At 70.1% G+C, this 20,037-nt stretch carries 22 protein-coding genes and 1 pseudogene; 2 read left to right on the plus strand and 21 right to left on the minus strand.

The genetic code is table 11. From position 1 onward, the window contains the following. From JWN68_RS00295 to JWN68_RS00340, 10 genes are all read right to left on the minus strand, one after another. Positions 1–1,834 (minus strand): ATP-dependent Clp protease ATP-binding subunit (locus JWN68_RS00295; RefSeq protein ID WP_297732974.1); only part of this gene is annotated, 1,834 nt, incomplete at its 3' end. A 169-nt stretch (positions 1,835–2,003) separates the two neighbouring features. Further along, positions 2,004–2,342 carry an Lsr2 family protein gene (locus JWN68_RS00300; protein ID WP_297732977.1) on the minus strand — a complete coding sequence of 113 codons (339 nt, stop codon included), beginning with the start codon at positions 2,340–2,342 and terminating at the stop codon, positions 2,004–2,006. 132 nt (positions 2,343–2,474) lie between these two features. Continuing rightward, positions 2,475–3,248, minus strand: a complete 774-nt coding sequence (locus JWN68_RS00305; protein ID WP_297732980.1) for a type III pantothenate kinase — start codon at positions 3,246–3,248, stop codon at positions 2,475–2,477. Continuing rightward, a complete protein-coding gene (gene nadC, locus JWN68_RS00310; protein WP_297732983.1) occupies positions 3,245–4,171 on the minus strand; it encodes a carboxylating nicotinate-nucleotide diphosphorylase in 927 nt (308 codons plus the stop codon). The genes JWN68_RS00305 and nadC overlap by 4 nt, the downstream gene beginning before the upstream one ends. Further along, positions 4,168–5,874, minus strand: coding sequence for an L-aspartate oxidase (locus tag JWN68_RS00315; protein ID WP_297732986.1), 1,707 nt, complete (start codon positions 5,872–5,874; stop codon positions 4,168–4,170). Before JWN68_RS00315 ends, nadC begins: the two co-directional genes overlap by 4 nt. A gap of 9 nt (positions 5,875–5,883) precedes the next feature. Continuing rightward, a complete protein-coding gene (gene panD, locus JWN68_RS00320) occupies positions 5,884–6,300 on the minus strand; it encodes an aspartate 1-decarboxylase (RefSeq protein WP_297732988.1) in 417 nt (138 codons plus the stop codon). After that, positions 6,300–7,187, minus strand: coding sequence for a pantoate--beta-alanine ligase (gene panC, locus JWN68_RS00325; RefSeq protein ID WP_297732991.1), 888 nt, complete (start codon positions 7,185–7,187; stop codon positions 6,300–6,302). Before panC ends, panD begins: the two co-directional genes overlap by 1 nt. After that, positions 7,184–8,086, minus strand: coding sequence for a DUF2520 domain-containing protein (locus JWN68_RS00330; protein WP_297732993.1), 903 nt, complete (start codon positions 8,084–8,086; stop codon positions 7,184–7,186). The genes panC and JWN68_RS00330 overlap by 4 nt, the downstream gene beginning before the upstream one ends. A gap of 237 nt (positions 8,087–8,323) precedes the next feature. Further along, positions 8,324–9,283, minus strand: coding sequence for a glycosyltransferase (locus JWN68_RS00335; protein WP_297732995.1), 960 nt, complete (start codon positions 9,281–9,283; stop codon positions 8,324–8,326). Further along, the gene (locus JWN68_RS00340) at positions 9,280–10,374 is read right to left on the minus strand and encodes a sulfotransferase family protein (RefSeq protein WP_297732997.1); all 1,095 of its coding nucleotides are present in this window, start codon (positions 10,372–10,374) and stop codon (positions 9,280–9,282) included. Before JWN68_RS00340 ends, JWN68_RS00335 begins: the two co-directional genes overlap by 4 nt. Before the next feature lie 41 nt (positions 10,375–10,415). On the opposite strand from JWN68_RS00340, the gene JWN68_RS00345 reads away from it, so the two are divergent. Beyond that, a complete protein-coding gene (locus JWN68_RS00345; protein WP_297733001.1) occupies positions 10,416–11,546 on the plus strand; it encodes a glycosyltransferase family 2 protein in 1,131 nt (376 codons plus the stop codon). Between the two features lie 10 nt (positions 11,547–11,556). Here the strand turns inward: JWN68_RS00345 and JWN68_RS00350 are convergent, their stop codons facing one another. Genes JWN68_RS00350 through JWN68_RS00360 form a run of 3 tightly spaced genes read right to left on the minus strand, consistent with a single transcriptional unit; the run spans position 11,557 to position 14,010 of the window. Continuing rightward, positions 11,557–12,501 carry an ABC transporter substrate-binding protein gene (locus JWN68_RS00350; protein ID WP_297733004.1) on the minus strand — a complete coding sequence of 315 codons (945 nt, stop codon included), beginning with the start codon at positions 12,499–12,501 and terminating at the stop codon, positions 11,557–11,559. A 52-nt stretch (positions 12,502–12,553) separates the two neighbouring features. Then, on the minus strand, positions 12,554–13,318 hold the full coding sequence (locus JWN68_RS00355) for an ABC transporter permease (RefSeq protein WP_297733007.1): 765 nt from the start codon (positions 13,316–13,318) through the stop codon (positions 12,554–12,556). Beyond that, the gene (locus JWN68_RS00360; RefSeq protein ID WP_297733011.1) at positions 13,315–14,010 is read right to left on the minus strand and encodes an ABC transporter permease; all 696 of its coding nucleotides are present in this window, start codon (positions 14,008–14,010) and stop codon (positions 13,315–13,317) included. Before JWN68_RS00360 ends, JWN68_RS00355 begins: the two co-directional genes overlap by 4 nt. A gap of 3 nt (positions 14,011–14,013) precedes the next feature. On the opposite strand from JWN68_RS00360, the gene JWN68_RS00365 reads away from it, so the two are divergent. Then, positions 14,014–15,000, plus strand: a complete 987-nt coding sequence (locus JWN68_RS00365) for an ATP-binding cassette domain-containing protein (protein WP_297733014.1) — start codon at positions 14,014–14,016, stop codon at positions 14,998–15,000. A 3-nt stretch (positions 15,001–15,003) separates the two neighbouring features. Here the strand turns inward: JWN68_RS00365 and JWN68_RS00370 are convergent, their stop codons facing one another. The 8 genes and pseudogenes from JWN68_RS00370 to JWN68_RS00405 form a co-directional block, all read right to left on the minus strand. Further along, positions 15,004–16,071: a GNAT family N-acetyltransferase gene (locus JWN68_RS00370; protein ID WP_297733017.1), complete on the minus strand. Its 1,068-nt coding sequence runs from the start codon at positions 16,069–16,071 to the stop codon at positions 15,004–15,006. Between the two features lie 26 nt (positions 16,072–16,097). Then, on the minus strand, positions 16,098–16,694 hold the full coding sequence (locus tag JWN68_RS00375) for a hypothetical protein (protein WP_297733020.1): 597 nt from the start codon (positions 16,692–16,694) through the stop codon (positions 16,098–16,100). Between the two features lie 9 nt (positions 16,695–16,703). Further along, positions 16,704–17,183: a DUF3180 domain-containing protein gene (locus JWN68_RS00380; RefSeq protein ID WP_297733023.1), complete on the minus strand. Its 480-nt coding sequence runs from the start codon at positions 17,181–17,183 to the stop codon at positions 16,704–16,706. Continuing rightward, entirely contained in the window at positions 17,180–17,749 is a 570-nt protein-coding gene (gene folK, locus JWN68_RS00385; RefSeq protein WP_297733026.1) for a 2-amino-4-hydroxy-6-hydroxymethyldihydropteridine diphosphokinase, read from the minus strand. Before folK ends, JWN68_RS00380 begins: the two co-directional genes overlap by 4 nt. Further along, positions 17,746–18,117 carry a dihydroneopterin aldolase gene (folB, locus tag JWN68_RS00390; protein WP_297733029.1) on the minus strand — a complete coding sequence of 124 codons (372 nt, stop codon included), beginning with the start codon at positions 18,115–18,117 and terminating at the stop codon, positions 17,746–17,748. The genes folK and folB overlap by 4 nt, the downstream gene beginning before the upstream one ends. Further along, on the minus strand, positions 18,114–18,965 hold the full coding sequence (folP, locus tag JWN68_RS00395; protein WP_297733032.1) for a dihydropteroate synthase: 852 nt from the start codon (positions 18,963–18,965) through the stop codon (positions 18,114–18,116). Before folP ends, folB begins: the two co-directional genes overlap by 4 nt. Beyond that, positions 18,962–19,570 (minus strand): GTP cyclohydrolase I FolE, encoded by a 609-nt coding sequence (gene folE / locus JWN68_RS00400; RefSeq protein WP_297733035.1) that lies wholly within the window; start codon positions 19,568–19,570, stop codon positions 18,962–18,964. Before folE ends, folP begins: the two co-directional genes overlap by 4 nt. 10 nt (positions 19,571–19,580) lie before the next feature. Continuing rightward, positions 19,581–20,037: pseudogene (locus tag JWN68_RS00405) on the minus strand (cell division protein FtsH); the annotation flags it as partial.

Here is a 20,037-nt window from a genome sequence, read left to right on the forward strand (position 1 = left end):
TCTCGGTCAGCTGGCCACCCTCTTCGTAGCCGACGTAGCCGGGGGGCGAACCGAAGAGCCGCGAGACCGTGTGCTTCTCGCTGAACTCGCTCATGTCCAGCTGGATCAGGGAGTCCTCGTCACCGAAGAGGAAGTCGGCCAGCGTCTTGGACAGCCAGGTCTTCCCGACACCGGACGGGCCGGCGAAGATGAACGAGCCGCCGGGACGCTTGGGGTCCTTGAGACCCGCACGCGTGCGCCGGATCGCACGGGACAGGGCCTTGACGGCCTCTTCCTGACCGATGACGCGCTTGTGCAGCTCCTCCTCCATGTTGAGCAGCCGCGAGGACTCCTCCTCGGAGAGCTTGACGATCGGGATGCCGGTCGCCACGGCGAGGACCTCGGCGATGAGCTCCTCGTCGACCTCGGCGACCTCGTCCATGTCGCCGGAGCGCCACTGGGTCTCCCGCTCGGTCTTGCGGGCGATGAGCTGCTTCTCCTCGTCGCGCAGACGCGCGGCGGCCTCGAAGTCCTGCCCGTCGATCGCTGATTCCTTGCGCTGGCGGACGTCGGCGATCTTGTCGTCGTACTCGCGCAGGTCGGCAGGGGCGGTCATGCGGCGGATGCGCAGCCGCGAGCCCGCCTCGTCGATGAGGTCGATGGCCTTGTCGGGGAGGAATCGGTCGGAGATGTAGCGGTCGGCCAACGTGGCGGCCGAGACGAGGGCCTCGTCGGTGATCGTGACCCGGTGGTGCGCCTCGTAGCGGTCGCGCAGGCCCTTGAGCATCTCGATGGTGTGGGCGATCGACGGCTCCGCCACCTGGATGGGCTGGAAGCGGCGCTCGAGCGCGGCATCCTTCTCGAGGTACTTGCGGTATTCGTCGAGCGTGGTGGCACCGATCGTCTGCAGCTCGCCTCGAGCGAGCATCGGCTTCAGGATGGAGGCCGCATCGATCGCGCCCTCGGCCGCACCTGCACCGACGAGGGTGTGGATCTCGTCGATGAACAGCACGATGTCACCGCGGGTGCGGATTTCCTTGAGCACCTTCTTGAGGCGCTCCTCGAAGTCGCCGCGGTAGCGCGAGCCGGCGACCAGCGCACCCAGGTCGAGGGTGTAGATCTGCTTGTCCTTGAGCGTCTCGGGCACGTTGCCACGGACGATGTCCTGGGCGAGACCCTCGACGATCGTCGTCTTGCCGACACCGGGCTCGCCGATCAGCACCGGGTTGTTCTTCGTACGTCGCGACAGGATCTGCATGACGCGCTCGATCTCCTGCTCGCGCCCGATCACGGGGTCGAGCTTGCCCTCGCGGGCAGCCTGCGTCAGGTTCCGGCCGAACTGGTCGAGGACCAGCGAGCTGGACGGCGCCTCGGCCGTGCCGCTGGCGGCGGCGCCGGACGCGGCCGACTCCTTGCCCTGGAAGCCGGAGAGCAGCTGGATGACCTGCTGGCGCACCCGATTGAGGTCGGCGCCGAGCTTCTGAAGGACCTGCGCCGCGACACCCTCGCCCTCGCGGATCAGACCGAGCAGGATGTGCTCGGTGCCGATGGAGGAGTGGCCGAGCTGCAGCGCCTCGCGCAGGGACAGCTCGAGCACCTTCTTGGCGCGCGGCGTGAAGGGGATGTGACCGGACGGCGCCTGCTGGCCCTGCCCGATGATCTCCTCGACCTGGGCACGCACGGCCTCCAGGGAGATGTCGAGGGACTCCAGGGCCTTGGCCGCAACGCCCTCCCCCTCGTGGATGAGACCGAGCAGGATGTGCTCGGTCCCGATGTAGTTGTGGGAGAGCATGCGGGCCTCTTCCTGGGCCAGCACGACAACTCGCCGGGCTCGGTCGGTGAACCGCTCGAACATGTGCGCTCCTAGTTACGTCTGTGCGTCCGCGAGGCCACCGGCAGCGGTGTGCGGACAATGGGCTCAACGCCCGACTCCACCCTACGTGTTCCCCGTGACACATCCGAGGCGTCCGCTGACAGCGAACAACGCCGCCCCCGACAGGGGGCGGCGTCGTGTGCTCAGCGGATCAGTGCGCTGAGTCGTACGCCTGCTGGACGTCCGCGGAGATCCGGCCGCGCTCGGAGACCTCCATGCCCTGGCTCCTGGCCCACTCACGGACATCTTTGGTGTTCGAGGCGCTGGTGGATCCGCCCGACGAGCCGGACGACTTGCGGCCCCGACGCGAGCCGCCGGTGACCTTGCGGGCGTGTCCGACGTAGCCGCTCAAGGCCTCGCGGAGCGCGTCTGCGTTGCGCTGCGTGAGGTCGATCTCGTAGGTCGTGCCGTCGAGTCCGAAGGTGACCGTCTCGTCGGCTTCACTGCCGTCGAGGTCGTCGACGAGGACGATGCTGACTTTTTGAGCCATCTGAATTCCTTTGCACAAGGTGGGGTAAGAAGCCGGGTCCCCGAAAGCCGACCTCAGTGCGAATTGCTCGTTCATTAAAGACCGCGTCGGTCGTTCACGCAAAACGAATGGAAAAACGCGTGAGTGAATACCTCAGACGTTTCGCTCGAAGACGAGCCGCAATCCGTGCAAAGTCAGCCACGGTGAATGCGCGGTGAAGCACGAGCACTCGGCGCGCACGAGCGGCGCGAGGTGGCCGGTGGCAATGACACTCACCTCGTCGACCGGAACGGCCATCTCCGCGATCATCCGCGCCACCACCCCGTCCACCTGCGCCGCCATCCCGAAGATCATTCCGCTCTGCAGGGCCTCGACGGTGTTCTTGGCGATCACCGTGCGGGGCCGCTGGAGCTCGACCGTGCGCAGCTGGGCGCCGCGTCGCCCCAACGCCTCCAGCGAGAGCTCGATCCCGGGCGCGATCGCGCCGCCGATGTATTGACCGGCGGGATTGACGACGTCGAACGTGGTCGCCGTTCCTCCGAAGTCCACGACAATCGCCGGCCCGCCGAATTCGCTGGCGGCGGCGAGGGCATTGACGATCCGGTCGGCGCCGACCTCGCGCGGATTGTCCGTGAGAACCGGGACCCCCGTGCGCACCCCGGGCTCGACGACGACACTGGGGATTGCGGAGAAATGCCTGCCCAACATGTCGCGCCATTCGTGCAGCACCGCCGGAACCGTCGAACAGACCACCAGCCCGTCCATCTCGCGACCGGCGTCCGCAAGGAGGCCGCGAAGCAGGACTGCCCATTCGTCGGCCGTGCGCCGCTCGTCGGTCGAGACCCGCCAGTGAGCGACGACCTCGTCCGCTTCGAGCAAGCCCAGGACGGTGTCGGAGTTGCGGATGTCGGCGGCGAGGAGCGTCATCGGTCCCCGCGCGCCACGGCCTCGTCCACGAGGTCCATGCCGATGTCGAACACCTTGACGGAGTGCGTCAACGCGCCGACCGAGATGAAGTCGACGCCGGTCTCACCCACCTCACGCGCCCGCTCGATCGTGAGGCCGCCCGAGGCCTCCAGCACGGCTCGTCCTGCGTTGATCTGCACCGCCTCGGCCATCATCGCCGACGACATGTTGTCGAGCAGGATGCGCTCGCAACCCGCCGCCAGGAGCTCGCGCAGCTGCTCGAGGTCGGTCACCTCCACCTCGACGGGGAGGTGGGGGTACGCCGCGCGCACGGCCTCGAGGGCGGGCACGACCCCGCCCGCTGAGATCACGTGGTTGTCCTTGACCATCGCCATGTCCGCCAGGGAGAAGCGGTGGTTGACGCCGCCGCCGCAGCGCACGGCGTACTTCTGCAGGGCGCGCCACCCCGGCAGCGTCTTGCGGGTGTCGAGCACCCGGGCGTTGGTCCCGGCGAGTGCGTCGACCCACGAGGCGGTCGCGGTGGCGACGCCGGAGAGGTGGCTGGCGAAGTTCAGGGCGGTGCGCTCGGCGGTGAGCAGGCCGCGAGTCGGGCCGGCGACCCGCATGACCACGTCACCCTCGGCGACGCGGCTGCCGTCGTCGAGACGGTCGGTGATGTCGACGTCGTCGCCCATGACGTAGCGAAACACCATGGCCGCGATCGCCAGGCCGGCCACGACACCGGGCTCGCGGGCCTGCCAGTCCGCGGTGCCACGCGCGTCGGCGGAGATCGTGGCCGCGCTGGTGGTGTCGTCGGCTCCTCCCGGCAGGTCCTCCTCGAGTGCGCGCGCGATGTCGGCGTAGACCGCCTCCGGATCGAGCCCCCCGTCCCTGATCTCAGCGACGAGGTCGGGCGGGAGTGCGGCGTACGAGGTGACGCTCATGCGGACCCTCCAACGGTCGATGGATCGGTGGACGCTGCCGGCCAGAACCGTTGCTCCAGCCGGCCATCGACGAGGCGCGTGTCGATGTGACCTGCCTGCGTGGCGTCGTCACGGTCACCGAAGTCCTCGCGCCAGTGCGAGCCTCGGGTCTCCTCGCGGCGCAGCGCGGCGTACGCGAGAGCACTGCTGATGGCATGGAGGTTGGTGGTCTCCCAGCCGTCCACACCGGGGACGTCGCCGGAGCCGCCGTCGAGGTCGCTCAGCCGGTTGACGGCCCCGGTCAGCCCCTCGGCCGACCTCAGGACCCCGACGCGGCTGGTCATGGTCGCCTGCAGCTCGAGGCGCTGCTTGAAGTCCACCAGTCCGGCCGTCCGCGGGTCATCAGCGGGCTCCGACCACGGGCGGAGCTCACCGGGCAGGACCTGGGCGATCCGCCGGGAGAAGACGAGCCCTTCCAGTAGCGAGTTGGACGCGAGCCGGTTGGCTCCGTGGACGCCGCTGCACGCGACCTCACCGGTCGCATAGAGCCCTGGCACGTCACAGCGGCCGTCGAGGTCGGTGGCCACCCCGCCCGAGGCGTAGTGCTGGGCGGGCGCGACAGGGATCAGCTCGGTCGCGGGGTCGACACCGTGCTGGCGGCAGACGGCGAGGATGGTGGGGAAGCGTTTCTCCCAGAACTCGGCGCCGAGGTGGCGGGCGTCCAGCCACATGTGAGGCTTGCCGGTCTCGAGCATCCTGCGCGTGATCGCCTTGGCGACGACGTCGCGGGGGGCGAGGTCGGCGAGTTCGTGCTGGCCGACCATGAAGCGGGTGCCTCCCTCTTCGGGCAGGCCGTCGACCAGGAACGCGCCCTCGCCGCGGACTGCCTCGGAGATGAGCGGCTGCTGCCCCTGCGACTCGGGCCCGAGATACATGACCGTCGGGTGGAACTGGACGAACTCCAGGTCGCGGAGCGTCGCGCCCGCACGCAACGCGATGGCCATCCCGTCGCCGGTCGAGACGCTCGGGTTGGTCGACTGCGAGAACACCTGCCCCAGCCCACCGCTCGCCAGGACGACCGCCCGGCAGTGGGCCGCTCCCACCCCGTCGCGCTGGCCCTCCCCGAGCACGTGCAGGGTCACCCCTGCCACTGCGACCTGACCGTCCTCGTCCGGGTCGGTCAGCAGGAGGTCGACCGCCAGGGCGTGTTGGATGACCTCGATCGCCGGCGCGCGCTCGATGGCGGCGATGAGCGCGCGCTGTATCTCGGCGCCGGTGGCGTCCCCCCCGGCGTGCGCGATGCGGTCGCGCAGGTGCCCGCCTTCCCGGGTCAGGGACAGCTCCCCCTCGTGGTGGTCGAACTCGGTGCCGAGCGCGATCAGCTCACGGACCGCGTCAGGGCCCTCAGTGACCAGGATCCGCACGGCGTCGACGTCGCACGCACCTGCGCCTGCCACGAGGGTGTCGTGGAGGTGCTGGTCGGGGGTGTCCCCCGGCCCGAGGGCCGCGGCGATGCCGCCCTGCGCCCACTGGGTGGAGCCTGCATTGAGGACGTCCTTGGTGACGACGAGCAGCTCGAGACTCTTGTCCGCCGCGTGGATCCGCAGCGCGGCAGTCAGCCCGGCGATGCCGGAGCCGATGACTACGACGTCGGCTCGCGTCGTCCAGCCGGGATCCGGGGCCGTCAGCCGTTGTGGCACCCGAGAGGCGGGCGATGGGCTCATCGGGGCAGGCTAGCGGGCCGGTGAGTCGCCGCGAGTCAGTGCCGGGTCGCCGAACGTCTCGCCGGGGTCGAAGCCGGTGGCCCTGATGCGGTTGTCCGCGTCGACGAAGACCACGTGCGGCTGGAGCTCCCTGGCCTCCGCGTCCTCCACCTGCGCATAGGCGATCAGGATGACGGTGTCGCCCGGGTGGACGAGTCGGGCGGCCGCGCCATTGATGCCGATGACTCCAGAGCCGCGCTCGCCGGCGATCGTGTAGGTCTCCAGGCGCGCGCCGTTGGTGACGTCGACGATGTGGACGAGCTCGCCGGCCAGGAGGTCGGCCGCGTCGAGGAGGTCTTCGTCCACGGTGACCGAGCCGACGTAGTGCAGGTCTGCCTGGGTGACGACTGCGCGGTGGATCTTGGACTTCATCATGGTGCGAAGCATCAGGTGCCCCTCTGGTCCGGCGTCGTGAACTCGATGCGCATGTTGTCGATCAGCCTCGTGCTGCCGACCCGGGCCGCCACCAGGATGCGGCCCTCGCCGTTGTCCGGAGGCTCACCGAGGTCGACGCTGGTGAGGGCGAGGTAGTCCAGCTCGATGGCCGGCTCGCTCTTGAGCACGCTCATGGCGGCCCAGCGAGCTGCCGCTACGCCGTCCGCCGCCCGCTCCTGCGCCGCTCGCAGGGCACGGGAGAGGACGGTTGCGGCTTTCCGGTCCGCCGGGTCGAGGTAGCGGTTGCGGCTCGACATCGCCAGGCCGCCGGGTTCGCGCACCGTCTCGGCGCCGACGATCTCGACCGGCAGGCACAGGTCACGCACCATCGCGCGGATCAGCGTCAGCTGCTGGTAGTCCTTCTGCCCGAAGACCGCCACGTCGGGCTGGACCAGACCGAACAGCTTGGCGACCACGGTCAGGACGCCGTCGAAGTGGCCCGGCCGCGACTCCCCGTCGAGGATCGTGGCGAGCCGTCCCGGCTGGACCGTGACACCGTCGCGCATGCTCTCGTGGCTGAAGCCGCCGGCATACATCTCATCCACCGCCGGTGCGAACACGAACTCAACCCCGTTGGCGGCGCAGAGCTCGAGGTCCTCGGGCAGCGTGCGCGGATAGCGGTCGAGGTCCTCCGAAGGGCCGAACTGCATCGGATTGACGAAGATGCTCACGACGACCACGTCGGCGTGGCGGGCGGCTTCACGCATCAGGCTGGCGTGCCCGTCGTGCAGGGCGCCCATCGTCGGCACGAAGCCGACGCGGCGACCCTGCTTGCGGGCGTCCGCGAGCACGTGCGCGAGCTCCTCGCGAGTGTTCGCGAGGGTGGGAGCGGGACTCATCGCAGGCGAGAGGGCGAGCTCTGGGCCGGTGACCCAGCGGCGTCGAGGACCTGGCGCATCTTGGCTGCGCGGATCGGCAGCACACGGCCGTCGGTCACTACGCGGTCGAGGGTCGCGCGAGCCATCGCGATGTAGGAGGCGACCGTCTCGGGCGCATTGGCCCTGATCTCCACCAGGTGGGCGCGGACGGTCTCGACGTCCCCCCGCACGATCGGACCGGTGAGGGCGGCGTCACCCTGGGCGAGGGCGTTGTCGAGGGCGGCGGCCAGGAGCGGACGAAGGGTGTCGGCAGGGACGTCGCCGCCGGCGGCCGACAGCATCTCCATCGCCTGGGTGACGAGGGTGACGAGGTGGTTGGCGCCGTGCGCGAGACCTGCGTGGTAGAGCGTGCGCTTGTCCTCCTCGACCCACATGGACCGGCCGCCGAGGTCCGCCACGAGCTGCTGCGTGACGTCGCGCTCGGCCTCCCCGGCGGTCACACCGAAGACCGCGTCGCGCAGGCGGGGCAGGTCGACGTCGGTGCCGGTGAAGGTCATCGCGGGGTGAAGTGCGATCGGGCGCGCGCCAACGGCGGCCGCGTCGGCGAGGACGGCGAGCCCGTGGGCTCCGCTGGTGTGGACGACGACCTGGCCCTCGCGGATGGCGCCGCTGGCGCTGAGCATCGCGACCACGTTGGGGAGCATGTCGTCGGGGACGGTGAGCAGCAGCAGGTCAGCGGCGCGGGCGGCGTCGCTCGGCTTGACCACCGGCGTCCCGGGCAGGAGGGCGGCGATGCGCCCACGGGAGGCGTCCGACTCACCAGCGGCGGCCACGATCTCGTGACCCGCGTTGCGCAAGGCGGCGGCAAGGACAGCGCCGACGCGTCCTGCCCCGATCACGCCCACACGGAAGTGCGACATTGACGAACCCTTTCGTTCCAGTCCCGCCGACCACCCCTGGGCGGGGTCGGTGTGGGTACCAGACTTGGTGCTCGATCTCTCGTCCGAGCGTACGCCGACTCAAACGGCGCTGGGAACAGCCGAGAACGTGACGTATCCGACACTGCGGCGTACCGACGGATCGGTAGTTCAGTGGGAGTTCGCGGACTTGAACGTTCCAAGACCGCAAGGTCCCGTTGAACTACCTCGCGGCCGCCCTCAGGCGCGCAGGTGGAGCTTCGCGTGGTCCGGGTCGTCGACGACGAAGGGGCGCGGGGCGCGGGGCAGCCACGTGTGGGTGACGTGGTCGACGACGTGTTCACCCTGCGGCGCGTTGATCTCGATGACCCCGTCAGGGACCTCGCCGTCGTTGAGGGCGTTGAAGACCAGCCACTCGCGACGCTTGCGCCGGTTGCGGACGCTGGTGGCGAACGACTTTGGGTTGGTCCAGTGGGCGAACTCGTCGCCGTCGAGATACTTCAGCTCCACGACCAGTCCCTGCGGCAGGGCGAACTGGCGGATCTCCTTCGGCGTCGTCCGGATCTCCCACTCAGGTGCCTTGGAGTAGACGAAGTCCGGCGTCATCGGGAAGCCCCACTCCTCGATGTTGCGCAGGCCGAGGTCGAGGAAGGCGCGGGTGTCGGACTCGAGGTAGAGCCCGTGGCGCGGGAAGCGGATGACGGCGTCGGCCCGACCTACCTGCCACGAGAGGTCGGCCATCGACACCTCGCCCTCGGTGGTGAGGACCATGTCGCCGTCCCACTTCCACGAGTAGCGGGTGCGGACGTGGGAGAAGCACCAGTTGTAGAAGTAGGCCAGCGAGTGGACGCTGCGCTCGGGCACCGCGAGGTGCTCGGCGCCCGCACGAGCGACGTCGAAGGGATATTCCTTCAGGGTGAACTTGTCAGCCAGCCCGTGGGAGGAGGCCGTCGCCAGCGCCGCCTCGCCGGTCGCATCGGTGGAGTTGTTGTCGACCAGCAATACGTGGTCGCACGCACGCAGCAGCGGCGGGAGCACGAACCGCATCGAGTCGGCCTCGTTCTTGACCCGGAGGACGGCCGTGGCGCCACGACGCAGGGGTGCGCGGTTCTCGGTCTTGTTCCAGGGCCAGACGATGTCGAAGTCGGTGTGCCCCTCGATGTTGGTCAGCCCGTGACCGCCGCCGATGGGGACGCTCACTGCTCCCCCGTGGCCCGCTCGCGACCCAGCACCTTGCGGGCGCCACGGCGCAGCGACGGCGGGATCTTCGCCCGGACGTCGTGCGGGATCCGGTCCGCCAGACCCGAGGCCAAGGGCTCGGCGGACTCCGCAGCGGCCCGGGCACCGGCGATCCGGGCGGCGACGACCGACGACTTGCTGATGGCCTCCGCCTCCTCGTAGAGATCGGTGTAGGCCTCTCGGAGCTGGTCGAGGGTGGCGTGGACCTCCGTGACGTCGCCGTCGGGATCCGCCAGCCGGTTGAGCTCCTCCCACGTCTGCCCGGCCAGCTCGTGCAGGCGAGGTGGCAGGGCCAGGTCGTCGAGCGAGGAGGTGACCCGGCGCAGCGTGGGATCGATGAAACGGTGCACCTCGCGGATCAGGTCGCTGCGGGTGTGCACGATCGACTGCAGGTCCAGGGTGTGACCTACGTGCATCGTGGTCTTGACCCAGTCGGTGAGCAGGTCCTCGTAGCGCACGAAGACGCGCGCGGAACCCGCCTCCTCGCGCGTGGCCCGCTCGGTGTGGAGCAGCATGTTGAGCCAGCTGGCGGCCAGGTGGGCCGATCCGAGCTTGTTGGCGTAGTACTTCTGCTTGCTCCCCACGACCTCAGCCGGCGGGCGCAGCATGGTCACGAACACCGGCTTCGCGCCCGTGCGAATCGCGCCGACCCGCCACAGGCCCAGGAACCAGCTCAGCCGGGGGTCCTTCACCACGAGCTCGGGGTGTACGTCGAAGTGCGGCTCGAGCCACTCCGCGACCCGGAACCGGGCGGGCTCGCGGGTGGAGATGCGGCCCGTCTCGAACCAGGCTCCCGGGCGGGAGTCGCTGACCTGGACCCCGGCCTCCTTGAGCAGCCGGTCGTGCAGGTCGACCACCCACTGCGGCTCGGAGAACCCGCGCGGGTTGGACGCGTCGGGCGGCACCTCGGGGAGCGGGACGTGCATGCCCAGCTTGCTTGCGATGCCGGCCATGGTGGAGGTGCCACTGCGGCCGGCCCCCGCGACGAAGAGGACCTTCCGCGGGACGCCGTCGGGGTTCATCTCGTCGATGGCGCGGGCCTGAGCAGTCACGGCGGGGAGCCTACTAGGGGCGTGCCCTAGGGTGCGCTCCCATGGGGCTCCTGCGGCGTCGGCACGCACCGACGGTCTCGGTCGTGGTCCCGGCCTACGGCGTCGAGGCCTACCTCCCCGCCTGCCTCGACTCGCTGCTCGCGCAGCACTGGCAGTCCTGGCAGGCGATCGTCGTGGACGACGGGTCGCCCGACCGCAGCGGTGAGATCGCCGAGGCCTACGCGTCGCGGGACGCGCGGATCCGGGTCGTGCACGTCGAGAACGGCGGGCTCGGCTCGGCGCGCAACGTCGGCGCGCGCCACGCAGACGCCGACTTCCTGGCCTTCCTCGACTCCGACGACGTGCTCCCGCGCGATGCCCTGGCGTCGCTCACGACGTCGCTGCTCGAGTCGGGCTCGGACTTCGCGACCGGCTCGATCGTGCGGTGGGAGCAGGACGGCCTGCACGAGCCGCCCTGGATGAAGCGCCTGCACTCCCCCGCCCGCGGCCTGCGGATCGCCGAGCGACCGGAGATCCTCGGCGACGTCTTCGCCTGGAACAAGGTCTTCCGCCGCTCGTTCTGGGACGACTCCGGCCTCGACTGGCCCGAGGGCATCCGCTACGAGGACCAGCCCACGACCACCCGCGCCTTCATGGCCGGCACCTTCGACGTGCTGCCCGCGATCGTCTACCACTGGCGCATCCGCGACGACGGCTCCTCGATCACCCAGCAACGATCCTCCGTCCGCGACCTCACCGACCGCTGGACCACCAAGCGCATGGCGTACGCCGCAGTCCGCTCGGCGGGGGACCGGGGAGTGGAGGACGTGTTCCAGATGCGCGTCCTGGCCGGCGACCTGTGGCGCTACTTCCTGGAGATCCCGGCCGCGGACGACGAATGGTGGACGCTGCTCCGCGACGGGGTGCGCGAGTTCTGGGGGGACGACGGGTCGCTCACCGGGTCGGGGCTGCCACCGGTGCACCGGCTGTGCGGCTGGCTGGTCGAGCACGACCGGCGCGCCGAGGCGGCCGCCCTGATGACGTGGGTCGCCTCGCTCGACGGTCCGGCGCCACAGACCGGAGACGGCTCGGCAGACCACAGGGGCCGACACGTCGACGTACCGAGCGAGGTGCTCGATCTGTCGACGGTCGCCCCTGCCGCGCTTGCCCTGCGGTCCTACGAGATGCGCTGACGCTCCGGCGTCAGAGGAGGCCGGCCTCGGCGAGGAAGTCGGCAGCGACGTCCTCGGGCTTCTCCCGGTCGACGGCGATGCGGCCGTTGAGCTCGGTCAGCTTCTCCGTGGTCAGCGCAGCCATCAGCTCGTTGAGCACGCTCTCGACGTCCTCGTTGTCCGCGAGCCACTCGGTGGACACGGCCGGGCCGAGGTTCTGGGCCGGCTGGATCTGCTTGTCGTCCTCGAGGACCACGAGGCCCTGCGACTCGAGCGTGCCGTCGGTCGTGCTGGTCTCGCCGAGCTCCGACTCACCGTCGAGCACGGACTGGTAGGTCTGGTCGCTGGCGTAGCCGAGCGGCAGCACCTCGGTCACGTCGATCCCGTATTCGCCCGACAGCCCGCCCTCGCAGTCGAGGCGACCTTCACAGTCGGGCGCAGCCGCGAGCGTGACCGACTTGCCCTCGAGGTCGGAGAGCTTGGTGACGCCCTCGGACTCGCTGTATTCCTTCGTCACGAAGAAGGCGTTGGTGTCGGTCGCGGGCGAGGTGTCGAGGAGCGTGATGCCCGCTGTCTCCAGCAGGTCGACGCCGTCCTCGGCGAGCTGCGCACCGTCACCGGTCTCGAAGGGCTCGGCGTCGGCGCCGTTCTCCTGCGTGTTGAGGAAGTTGACGATGCCGCCGACGTATTCGGGGACAACGTCGACATCGCCGGGGAACGTCGGCATGTAGGCGTCACGGGAGTCGACGAGCTTGGTCTCGACGGTGTAGCCCTCGTTCTCGAGGAGCTGCTCGTACATCGAGGCCATGAGGGTGGCCTCGGGGAAGTTCTGGCCGGCGAGGGTGACCGACCCCTTGTCGGCGGTGGCCGACGAGGCGTCTGAAGCGTCGTCCTCGGCGAGGTCGTCTCCGGCACAGCCGGCGAGGAGGAGTGCGCCGACGGAGAGGACCGTGGCGAGAGAGCGGCGTACGAACATGGGATTCCTTCTGTGTCCCGCGGCATCAGCCACGCGTGTCCGGATGGAGCGATCAGCCGACGACGTCGGTTGGTTCCACAACCGTAGAGGCGACGGCCGACATTCCCGCGTCACGATTCGGAGTCGCTGTATCTCGGTAGGCCGGCTCGAGCAGTCGTTGGACCAGAGCGGCGAGCAGCTCGAGGACCAGGGCGACCGCGGCCACGACGATCGCGCCGGCGATCCCCTTGCCGTAGTTGGAGCGGAAGAAGCCGTCCGTGATGACCCGGCCGAGGCCGGGCCCGGCGACCAGCGCCGCGATGGTGGCCGTGGCCCACACCTGCACGAGAGCGAGCCGGATGCCCGACATCACCAGGGGCAGGGCGAGCGGCAGCTCCACGCGGAAGAACTGCTGCGGGCGGGTCATGCCCATGCCCCGGGCCGACTCACGCACGTCCGCAGGGACCTCGCGCACCGCGACGTAGGCGTTGGTGATGATCGGTGGCAGCGCGAACAGCGTGAGGGCGATCAGCGTCGCCAGCCCCGCCCGGCCGTAGGGACCGAACGACTGCGTGCCCGGCCACTCCGCCACCACCAGTAGTGCGAGCAGAGCGAAGGTCGGCACGGCACGACCGACGTTGGAGACGTTGATGGCCAGGAAGCCACCTCGTCCCAGGTGACCGAGCCACAGGGCGACGGGCAGCCCGATGACGAGCGCCGCCACGAGGGCGGTCACGGTCAGCAGGAGCTGCTGGCCCAGGAGATTCGCCATACCGCCGTCGCGGGTCCAGTTGTCGCCCTCTCGCAGGTAGCGCCAGGCCTCCGACAGCACGTTCACGACCGGACCTCCCTGGTCCAGGGTGTGAGGAGCCGTTGGGCACCCACGAGCAGGACGTCGAGGAGCACCGCGAGCAGCACACAGATCACCGAGGCGGTGAGCAGCTCGGCGCGGAAGTTGGTGCTGACACCGTCCTTGATGAGGTTGCCGAGACCGCCGTACGACACCAGCGAGCCCACCGTCGTCAACGCCACCGTCGAGACCGTGGCGACCCGGAGCCCAGCCATCACCACCGGCACCATGAGCGGCAGCTCGACCCCCACCAGCAGCTTCGTCCGGCTGTGGCCGAGACCGATCGCGGACTCGCGCACCTCGTCGGGAACCGATCGGAAACCCTCGAGCAGGCTCCGCACCAGGATCGTCAGGGCATAGAGCGCGAGCCCCAGGACCACCGTGGTCGCGGTGAGCCCGGTGAACGGCACCATCAGCGGGAAGAGCGCCAGCGACGGGATCGTGTAGATGCCGGTCGTCACGGCCAGGATCAGGGACTCCAGCCGCGGCAACCTCCTGGCCAGGAGTGCCAGGGGGAACGCGATGACCAGCCCGACGAGCACGGAGACGACGGTGAGGACGACGTGCTGGGTGGTCGCGTCGACGATCTCCTGCTGGCGGTCGGTGAGGTACTGCCCGCAGATCCAGTCGTTGATCGCCCGGCTGTAGCAGCTCGGCTCCGCCACCGTGGGTAGGGTCACGGCATGGACGCTACCGCTTCGGGCGAGGCGATGATCCGCCTGCAAGGGCTCGGCAAGACCTACGCCGACGGCACCGTCGCCGTCCAGGAGCTCGACCTCGACGTCGGCCGCGGCGAGATGGTCTGCCTCGTCGGACCGTCAGGGTGTGGCAAGTCCACGACGCTGAAGATGATCAACCGGCTCATCGAGCCCACCACCGGGCGCATCATCCTCGACGGCACCGACGTCACCGAGGCCGACCCGGTCCAGCTGCGTCGCGGGATCGGCTACGTCATCCAGCAGGTCGGGCTGTTCCCGCACCAGAAGATCGTCAACAACGTGATGACCGTGCCGTTGTTGTACGGCGAGTCGAGGTCGACAGCCCGGTCCCGAGCCCTGGAGCTCCTGGAGACCGTCGGTCTCGACCCCGGGCAGTACGCCGAGCGCTACCCCCATCAGCTCTCGGGTGGCCAGCGTCAGCGCGTCGGGGTCGCCCGCGCCCTGGCGGCCAATCCGCCGGTGCTGCTCATGGACGAGCCCTTCGGTGCCGTCGACCCGGTCGTCCGGTCCCGGCTGCAGGACGAGTTCCTGAGGTTGCAGCGCGAGCTGGGCAAGACGGTCGTGCTGGTGACCCACGACATCGACGAGGCGGTGCGCATGGGCGACCGCGTGGCGGTCTTCGCCGCCGGGGGCCGCCTCGCGCAGTACGCCACCCCGATGGAGCTGCTCTCCCGCCCGGCCGACGACTTCGTGGCCGACTTCGTCGGCTCGACTCGCGGGTTGCGCCGTCTCGCCGTCACGCCGCTTCGTGCGGAGCACCTCGAGCCCCTGGACGGTGTCGCCGCCAGCCAGCTGGGCGCTGCCATCGAGCTGGAGTCCTCGCTCGAGGAGGCGCTGGCGGCGTTGCTGCGGGATGACAGGCCCATGGTCGGCGTGCGGAGCGGCGCGCAGTTCGTGGGTGTCCTCACGCCCAACGGCATCCACCGGGCGCTGCGCGAGTCGCTGCGCTGATCATCAGGTCGGGACCGGCACGTCCTTGTGCCACGACTCGGTGACGTACTTCGTGCCCCAGCCCATGGCGACGTACAACCCGTCAGCACGCGTCGGTGAGTCGGCGTCGACCTCGAGCCCGACGCTGTCGCGGCCCCGCACCGCGGCGTCGGCGATGATCGTATGGAGCAGACCCTTGGCGACTCCGCGTCCGCGGGCCGAGGCCAGGACTCCGAGGTAGGAGACGTAGGACCCGTCCGGTCCGGACGTCCCCTGGCTGACCGTCCCGACGAGGGCGCCGGCTGCCACGCCGTCCACCTCGGCCAGCCACCAGTGGTCCCACCGGTGTCCCGGGTCCTCACGCAGCCGGTGGATGAACTCGTGGAAGGTCTCCTCCGCCGAGTTGAAGTGATCCGTGAAGGCGCCCTCGAGGACGTCGTGCACCGCGCGCAGGTCCGCTTCGTCGGGCATGCCGTCACCCTGTCGCTCCACCCGGCGGAAGACGACCCCGTCCTTCTCCCACCTGGCCGGGTCGGTGACCAGCTCGGACTCCTCAGGAATCACCGACCGACTCATCTGCCACCAGGTGCGGACCTTGGTGAAACCTGCTGCGTCGAGCCACTCGTGCTGGCGCCCGTCGCCGGCAAAGGCGCCGGTGTCGATCTGCTGCACACTCCGGCCACGCTCGGCCCCGACCCGCTCGGCCTGTCCGCTCGCCCACTCGAAGAGGAGGTCCGAGCACGCCCGCGCAGCGTAGTCTGGAAGTGCCTGGTCGACGATGTGGACGTAGAGCATCCGACCCTCGGCGCGGTCGTGCACGCTGCCCCACGCCCGGATCACGCTGGCGTCGTCGCGGACCACGACGTTCTCGCGCATCTCGAGGCCGTGCAGCTCGACGAGGACGTCGTCCTCCGAACCGCTCGCCCATCCCCGGCCGGCACGCTCGTGGTCCCGCAGCAGCTCGGTCAGGCGGTCGACGTCGGAGGCGGTCGCTCCGTCGATCGTCCCGGCCTCCCAGCCCTGCGGAAGTCCGGCGTCGTCGGCGAGCACCTCTGCGGGGTCGCTCTCGAACCGGCTGCCGTCAGGGATCACATCGAGCGATTGTGCCGTACGACGTGTCAGGCAGAGCTGGCGCGCTTGCCCGGCCTGGCCGTCCGCCACGACGTGAGCTCGGCCCGGAGCACGTCGATCTCGGCCTCCAGCTCCGCGACCAGGACGATGGCGTGGGCGGCCCGGTCCTCGGAATCGGCGAGCGTACGCTCCGCCGTGTCCGCCCGCCGAGCCTCGGCGCCGAGCTTGCGGGTCTGCTCGAACATGAGGCGTTGCGAGTTGATCAGGGCCTTCTCCAGGCCGGCGATGACCTCTTCGCGAGCGGCGATCTTGCGGCGCATGTCGAGGGCGAAGGCCACGTTCTCAGCCGTCTTGCGCTCGGTCAGCTCGGCGTAGGCGCGAGCCTGCTCCGCACGGTCGCGTGCCGCCTCGACCCGGGATTCTGCGAGCTCGGTGTTGGTCATCTTGGTGGCAGCGCCACCGAGTGCGACCGCGGCCACCCCGGCGAGGCAGGCGAAGAGGAGGGAACCGGAGACCACCGCACCGAGGACGAGCAGTGCGGACAAGCCCAGCAGCGCGACGGCCGCGCTGAGGCGGGTGCTGCGCTGGCGACGTCGGGCAGCCGTGCGCGACGGCTGTGACTGCTGAGGCAGGAGGGAAGACATGGGGTCAGGCTAGGGCCCCGGCGGGTCGGATGGGACGCGACACGCGCGCTCGAGCCCGAGGGAGGCGGCCATGACCAGGAGGCCGCTGACCGCCGCCACGGCGCACCGGAGGAGCCGCTGACCCGCGAGCTCGGAGGGGTCGCCAAGCCACGTGATGCCGTAGCCGGCATAGAGGCCCGCCGCCAGCGCGCCCACGATGGCGGACGCGCGGGCGAGCACGAGACGGTTGACGGCCCTGTTGCCGTCCAGTCGCCGACGCTGGACCTGGATGGTCTGCCAGGTGTTCCAGGCGACGTAGGCCAGGAAGGCCGCGACGAAGAAGAGGGTCAGCGACTGGACCCACGTGACGAACGGGGCCGTGCCGGTGATGCGGACCATGATCGGCCGCAGCAGCCACCCGGACACGAGCCCCAGGCTTGCCGAGATCGCGAGCACCGCCCCCGAGATGGGACGCAGATGGCCCTCCGGAGGTCCCGGGGCCTGCGTCACTGGACCTCGAGCACCAGGTCGTCGCGCTTGATCAGGCCGGACCCGTCGAGCTCGGCCAGGAGCTCCGCGATCGGCCCGTGGTCAGGGAAGACGGCGTCGGGCTCGAGGTCGTGCCACGGCTGGAGCACGAAGGCACGCTCGTGGGCTCGCGGATGAGGCAGCCGCAGGAAGTCGTCGTCGGCACGTCGGTCGCCGACCAAGATGAGGTCGACGTCGAGCGTGCGGGGTGCGTTGCGGAGCTCGCTGCGCTCGCGGTCGAAGGCGTCCTCCACCGCGAGCGCGCGCTCCATCAGGCGAGCGGCCGGCAGGGTGGTGTCGGCCAGCAGGATGGCGTTGAGGAACTTCTTCGATCCGGCCGGGGAGTCGACGGGCTCGGTCTCGTAGACGGGCGAGACGCCGGTCAGGAAGAAGTCGGGGGTGTCCGCGAGCGCGTCGACCGCGCCCTGGAGGGCATTGAAACGCTCGCCCAAGTTGGATCCGAGAGCGACGACCACCCGGCGGATCGGGTGCATCTCACCGGTGAGGGAGTCGGTGTCCACGATGTTGGGATTGGGGCTCTCAGTCATGGTGCGGGCCTCGCGTTCCTGGTGATGGTCAGCGCGACATCCCGAAATGTCGCGTCAATTGGTGCATCTGGTTTGTGGATCGTGACGCGGGTCCATTCAACACGACCCGTTGCCAGGCAGACGTCGGCGATGCGCTGGGCCACGGTCTCGATGAGGTCCACGGGGTCGGACTCCACCGCGACCTTGACCTGCGCGACGAGGCTTCCGTAGTCCACCGTGTCCTGCAAGTCGTCCGAGGCCGCAGCCGTCGAGGTGTCGAAGCCGAGGGTCAGGTCGATCACGAACGTCTGCCCCTCGCGCCGCTCGAAGTCGAAGACGCCGTGGTGGGCGAAGCACTCGACCCCGCTGATGGTGAGCTCGTCAGTCATGGGAGCCCACCCTGCCGTACGCCGCCGACGGTCTCTGCGTCAGCCAGCGCGTCCACGACCGCGAGCGCGTCACAGGTCGCGCGCACGTCGTGCACCCGCAGGTAGGCCACGCCACGCTCGGCCAGCAGCGCGACAAGGGCGGCGTGGGCGAACTCCCGCTTACCGACCTCCCGCGGTCGCCCCCCGTCCGCCAGCAGCCGGCCCAGGAAGGACTTGCGACTCGCGCCGACGAGGAGAGGTCGGCCAAGGGCGTCGAGCGAGGCGAGCCCCGCGAGCAGCTCCCAGTTGTGCGCGGGCGTCTTGGCGAACCCCAGCCCGGGGTCGAGGATGACCCGCTCTGCGTCCACCCCGGCGGCGGTGATCACGTCCAGCCGCTCCCCCAGCTCACGGCGCACGCCCTCGACCACTCCCTCAGGGCCGTAGTCGGTGAAGTCTGCCATCGTGGCGGCGTGCGCACGCCAGTGCATCGCGACGTAGGTCGCGTCGCTCCCGGCGAGCACCGAGAGCATCTCGGGGTCGGCCAGACCCCCCGACACGTCGTTGATGATCTGCGCGCCGGCGGCCAGGGCGGCAGCGGCCACCGTCGCCCGCATCGTGTCCACGGAGACGACTGCTCCCTGGGCCGCCATCTCGGTGATGACCGGGATGACGCGTGCCAGCTCTTCGTCCATCAACGGACGAACGGCACCGGGTCGCGTCGACTCGCCGCCGACGTCGAGGACGTCCGCCCCGTCGGCGAGCAGCTGTTGCCCGTGCGCGACGGCTCGCTCCGCGTCGGCGTACAGCCCCCCGTCGGAGAACGAGTCCGGGGTGACGTTGACGATCCCCATCACACGGGGACGGGTCATCGTCTGGAGTGGATCAGGGCCATCGCCTCGGCGCGGGTGGCGGGGTTGGTCAACATGACTCCCCGCACAGCACTCGTGAGGGTGCGCGCGCCGGCCTTGCGGACACCTCGCATCGTCATGCAGAGGTGCTCGGCCTCGATCACCACGACGACGCCACGCGCCTGGAGGAGGTCCACCATCGCGTCGGCGACCTGCGTGGTGAGCCGCTCCTGCACCTGCGGGCGCTTGGCGTAGACGTCGACGAGGCGGGCGAGCTTGGAGAGGCCGGTGATCATGCCGGTCTCCGCGGGGATGTAGCCCACGTGCGCGACCCCGGTGAAGGGCACCAGGTGGTGCTCGCACATCGACCACAGCTCGATATCGCGCACCAGCACCATCTCGTCGTGACCGATGTCGAAGGTCGTCGTGAGGACCTCCTCCGGCCGCTGGCGCAGACCCCGGGTGAGCTCGGCGTAGGCGCGCGCCACCCGGGCAGGGGTGTCGCGCAGACCCTCGCGCTCGGGGTCCTCGCCGATCGCGGCCAGGAGCTCGCGAACGGCAGCCTCGGCACGGGGGTGGTCGAAGTCCGGCACCTCACGCGGCTCGAGGCTGATCGGGTCGGTCATGGAGGTCCGTTCAGGTGGTGGTCGGAGGTGTCGTGGGCGTGCTGCCGCCGACGACGTCCCCGTGCGTGTCGCCACCGGGACCCGGTGGTGTGAGGATCAACCCACCCTCGGACTGCTGGGCAGCGGCGCCCGCGGCGGCCCGGTCACGGATCTCCTGGGGGATCTCGACCGGCGGGATGGCGCTGGGCGTCCGCGCGTCGGAGCCGGTCCAGGCAGGACGGTTGGGGTGCAGGCGCAGGGGTCGGAAGATCTCCGCGATCTGCGCCTTGTCGAGGGTCTCCTTGTCGAGCAGCTCGAGCACGAGGGCGTCGAGGACGTCGCGGTTGCGGTCGAGGATCTCGAAGGCCTCCTGGTGGGCGTGGCCGAGCAACGTCTTGATCTCGCCGTCGACCGCGGCAGCGGTCTCCTCGGAGTAGTTGCGGGTGTGGCCCATGTCGCGACCCAGGAAGGGCTCGGAGGTGCTCTCG

This window comes from Nocardioides sp. (assembly GCF_025964975.1).
Classification (GTDB): domain Bacteria; phylum Actinomycetota; class Actinomycetes; order Propionibacteriales; family Nocardioidaceae; genus Nocardioides.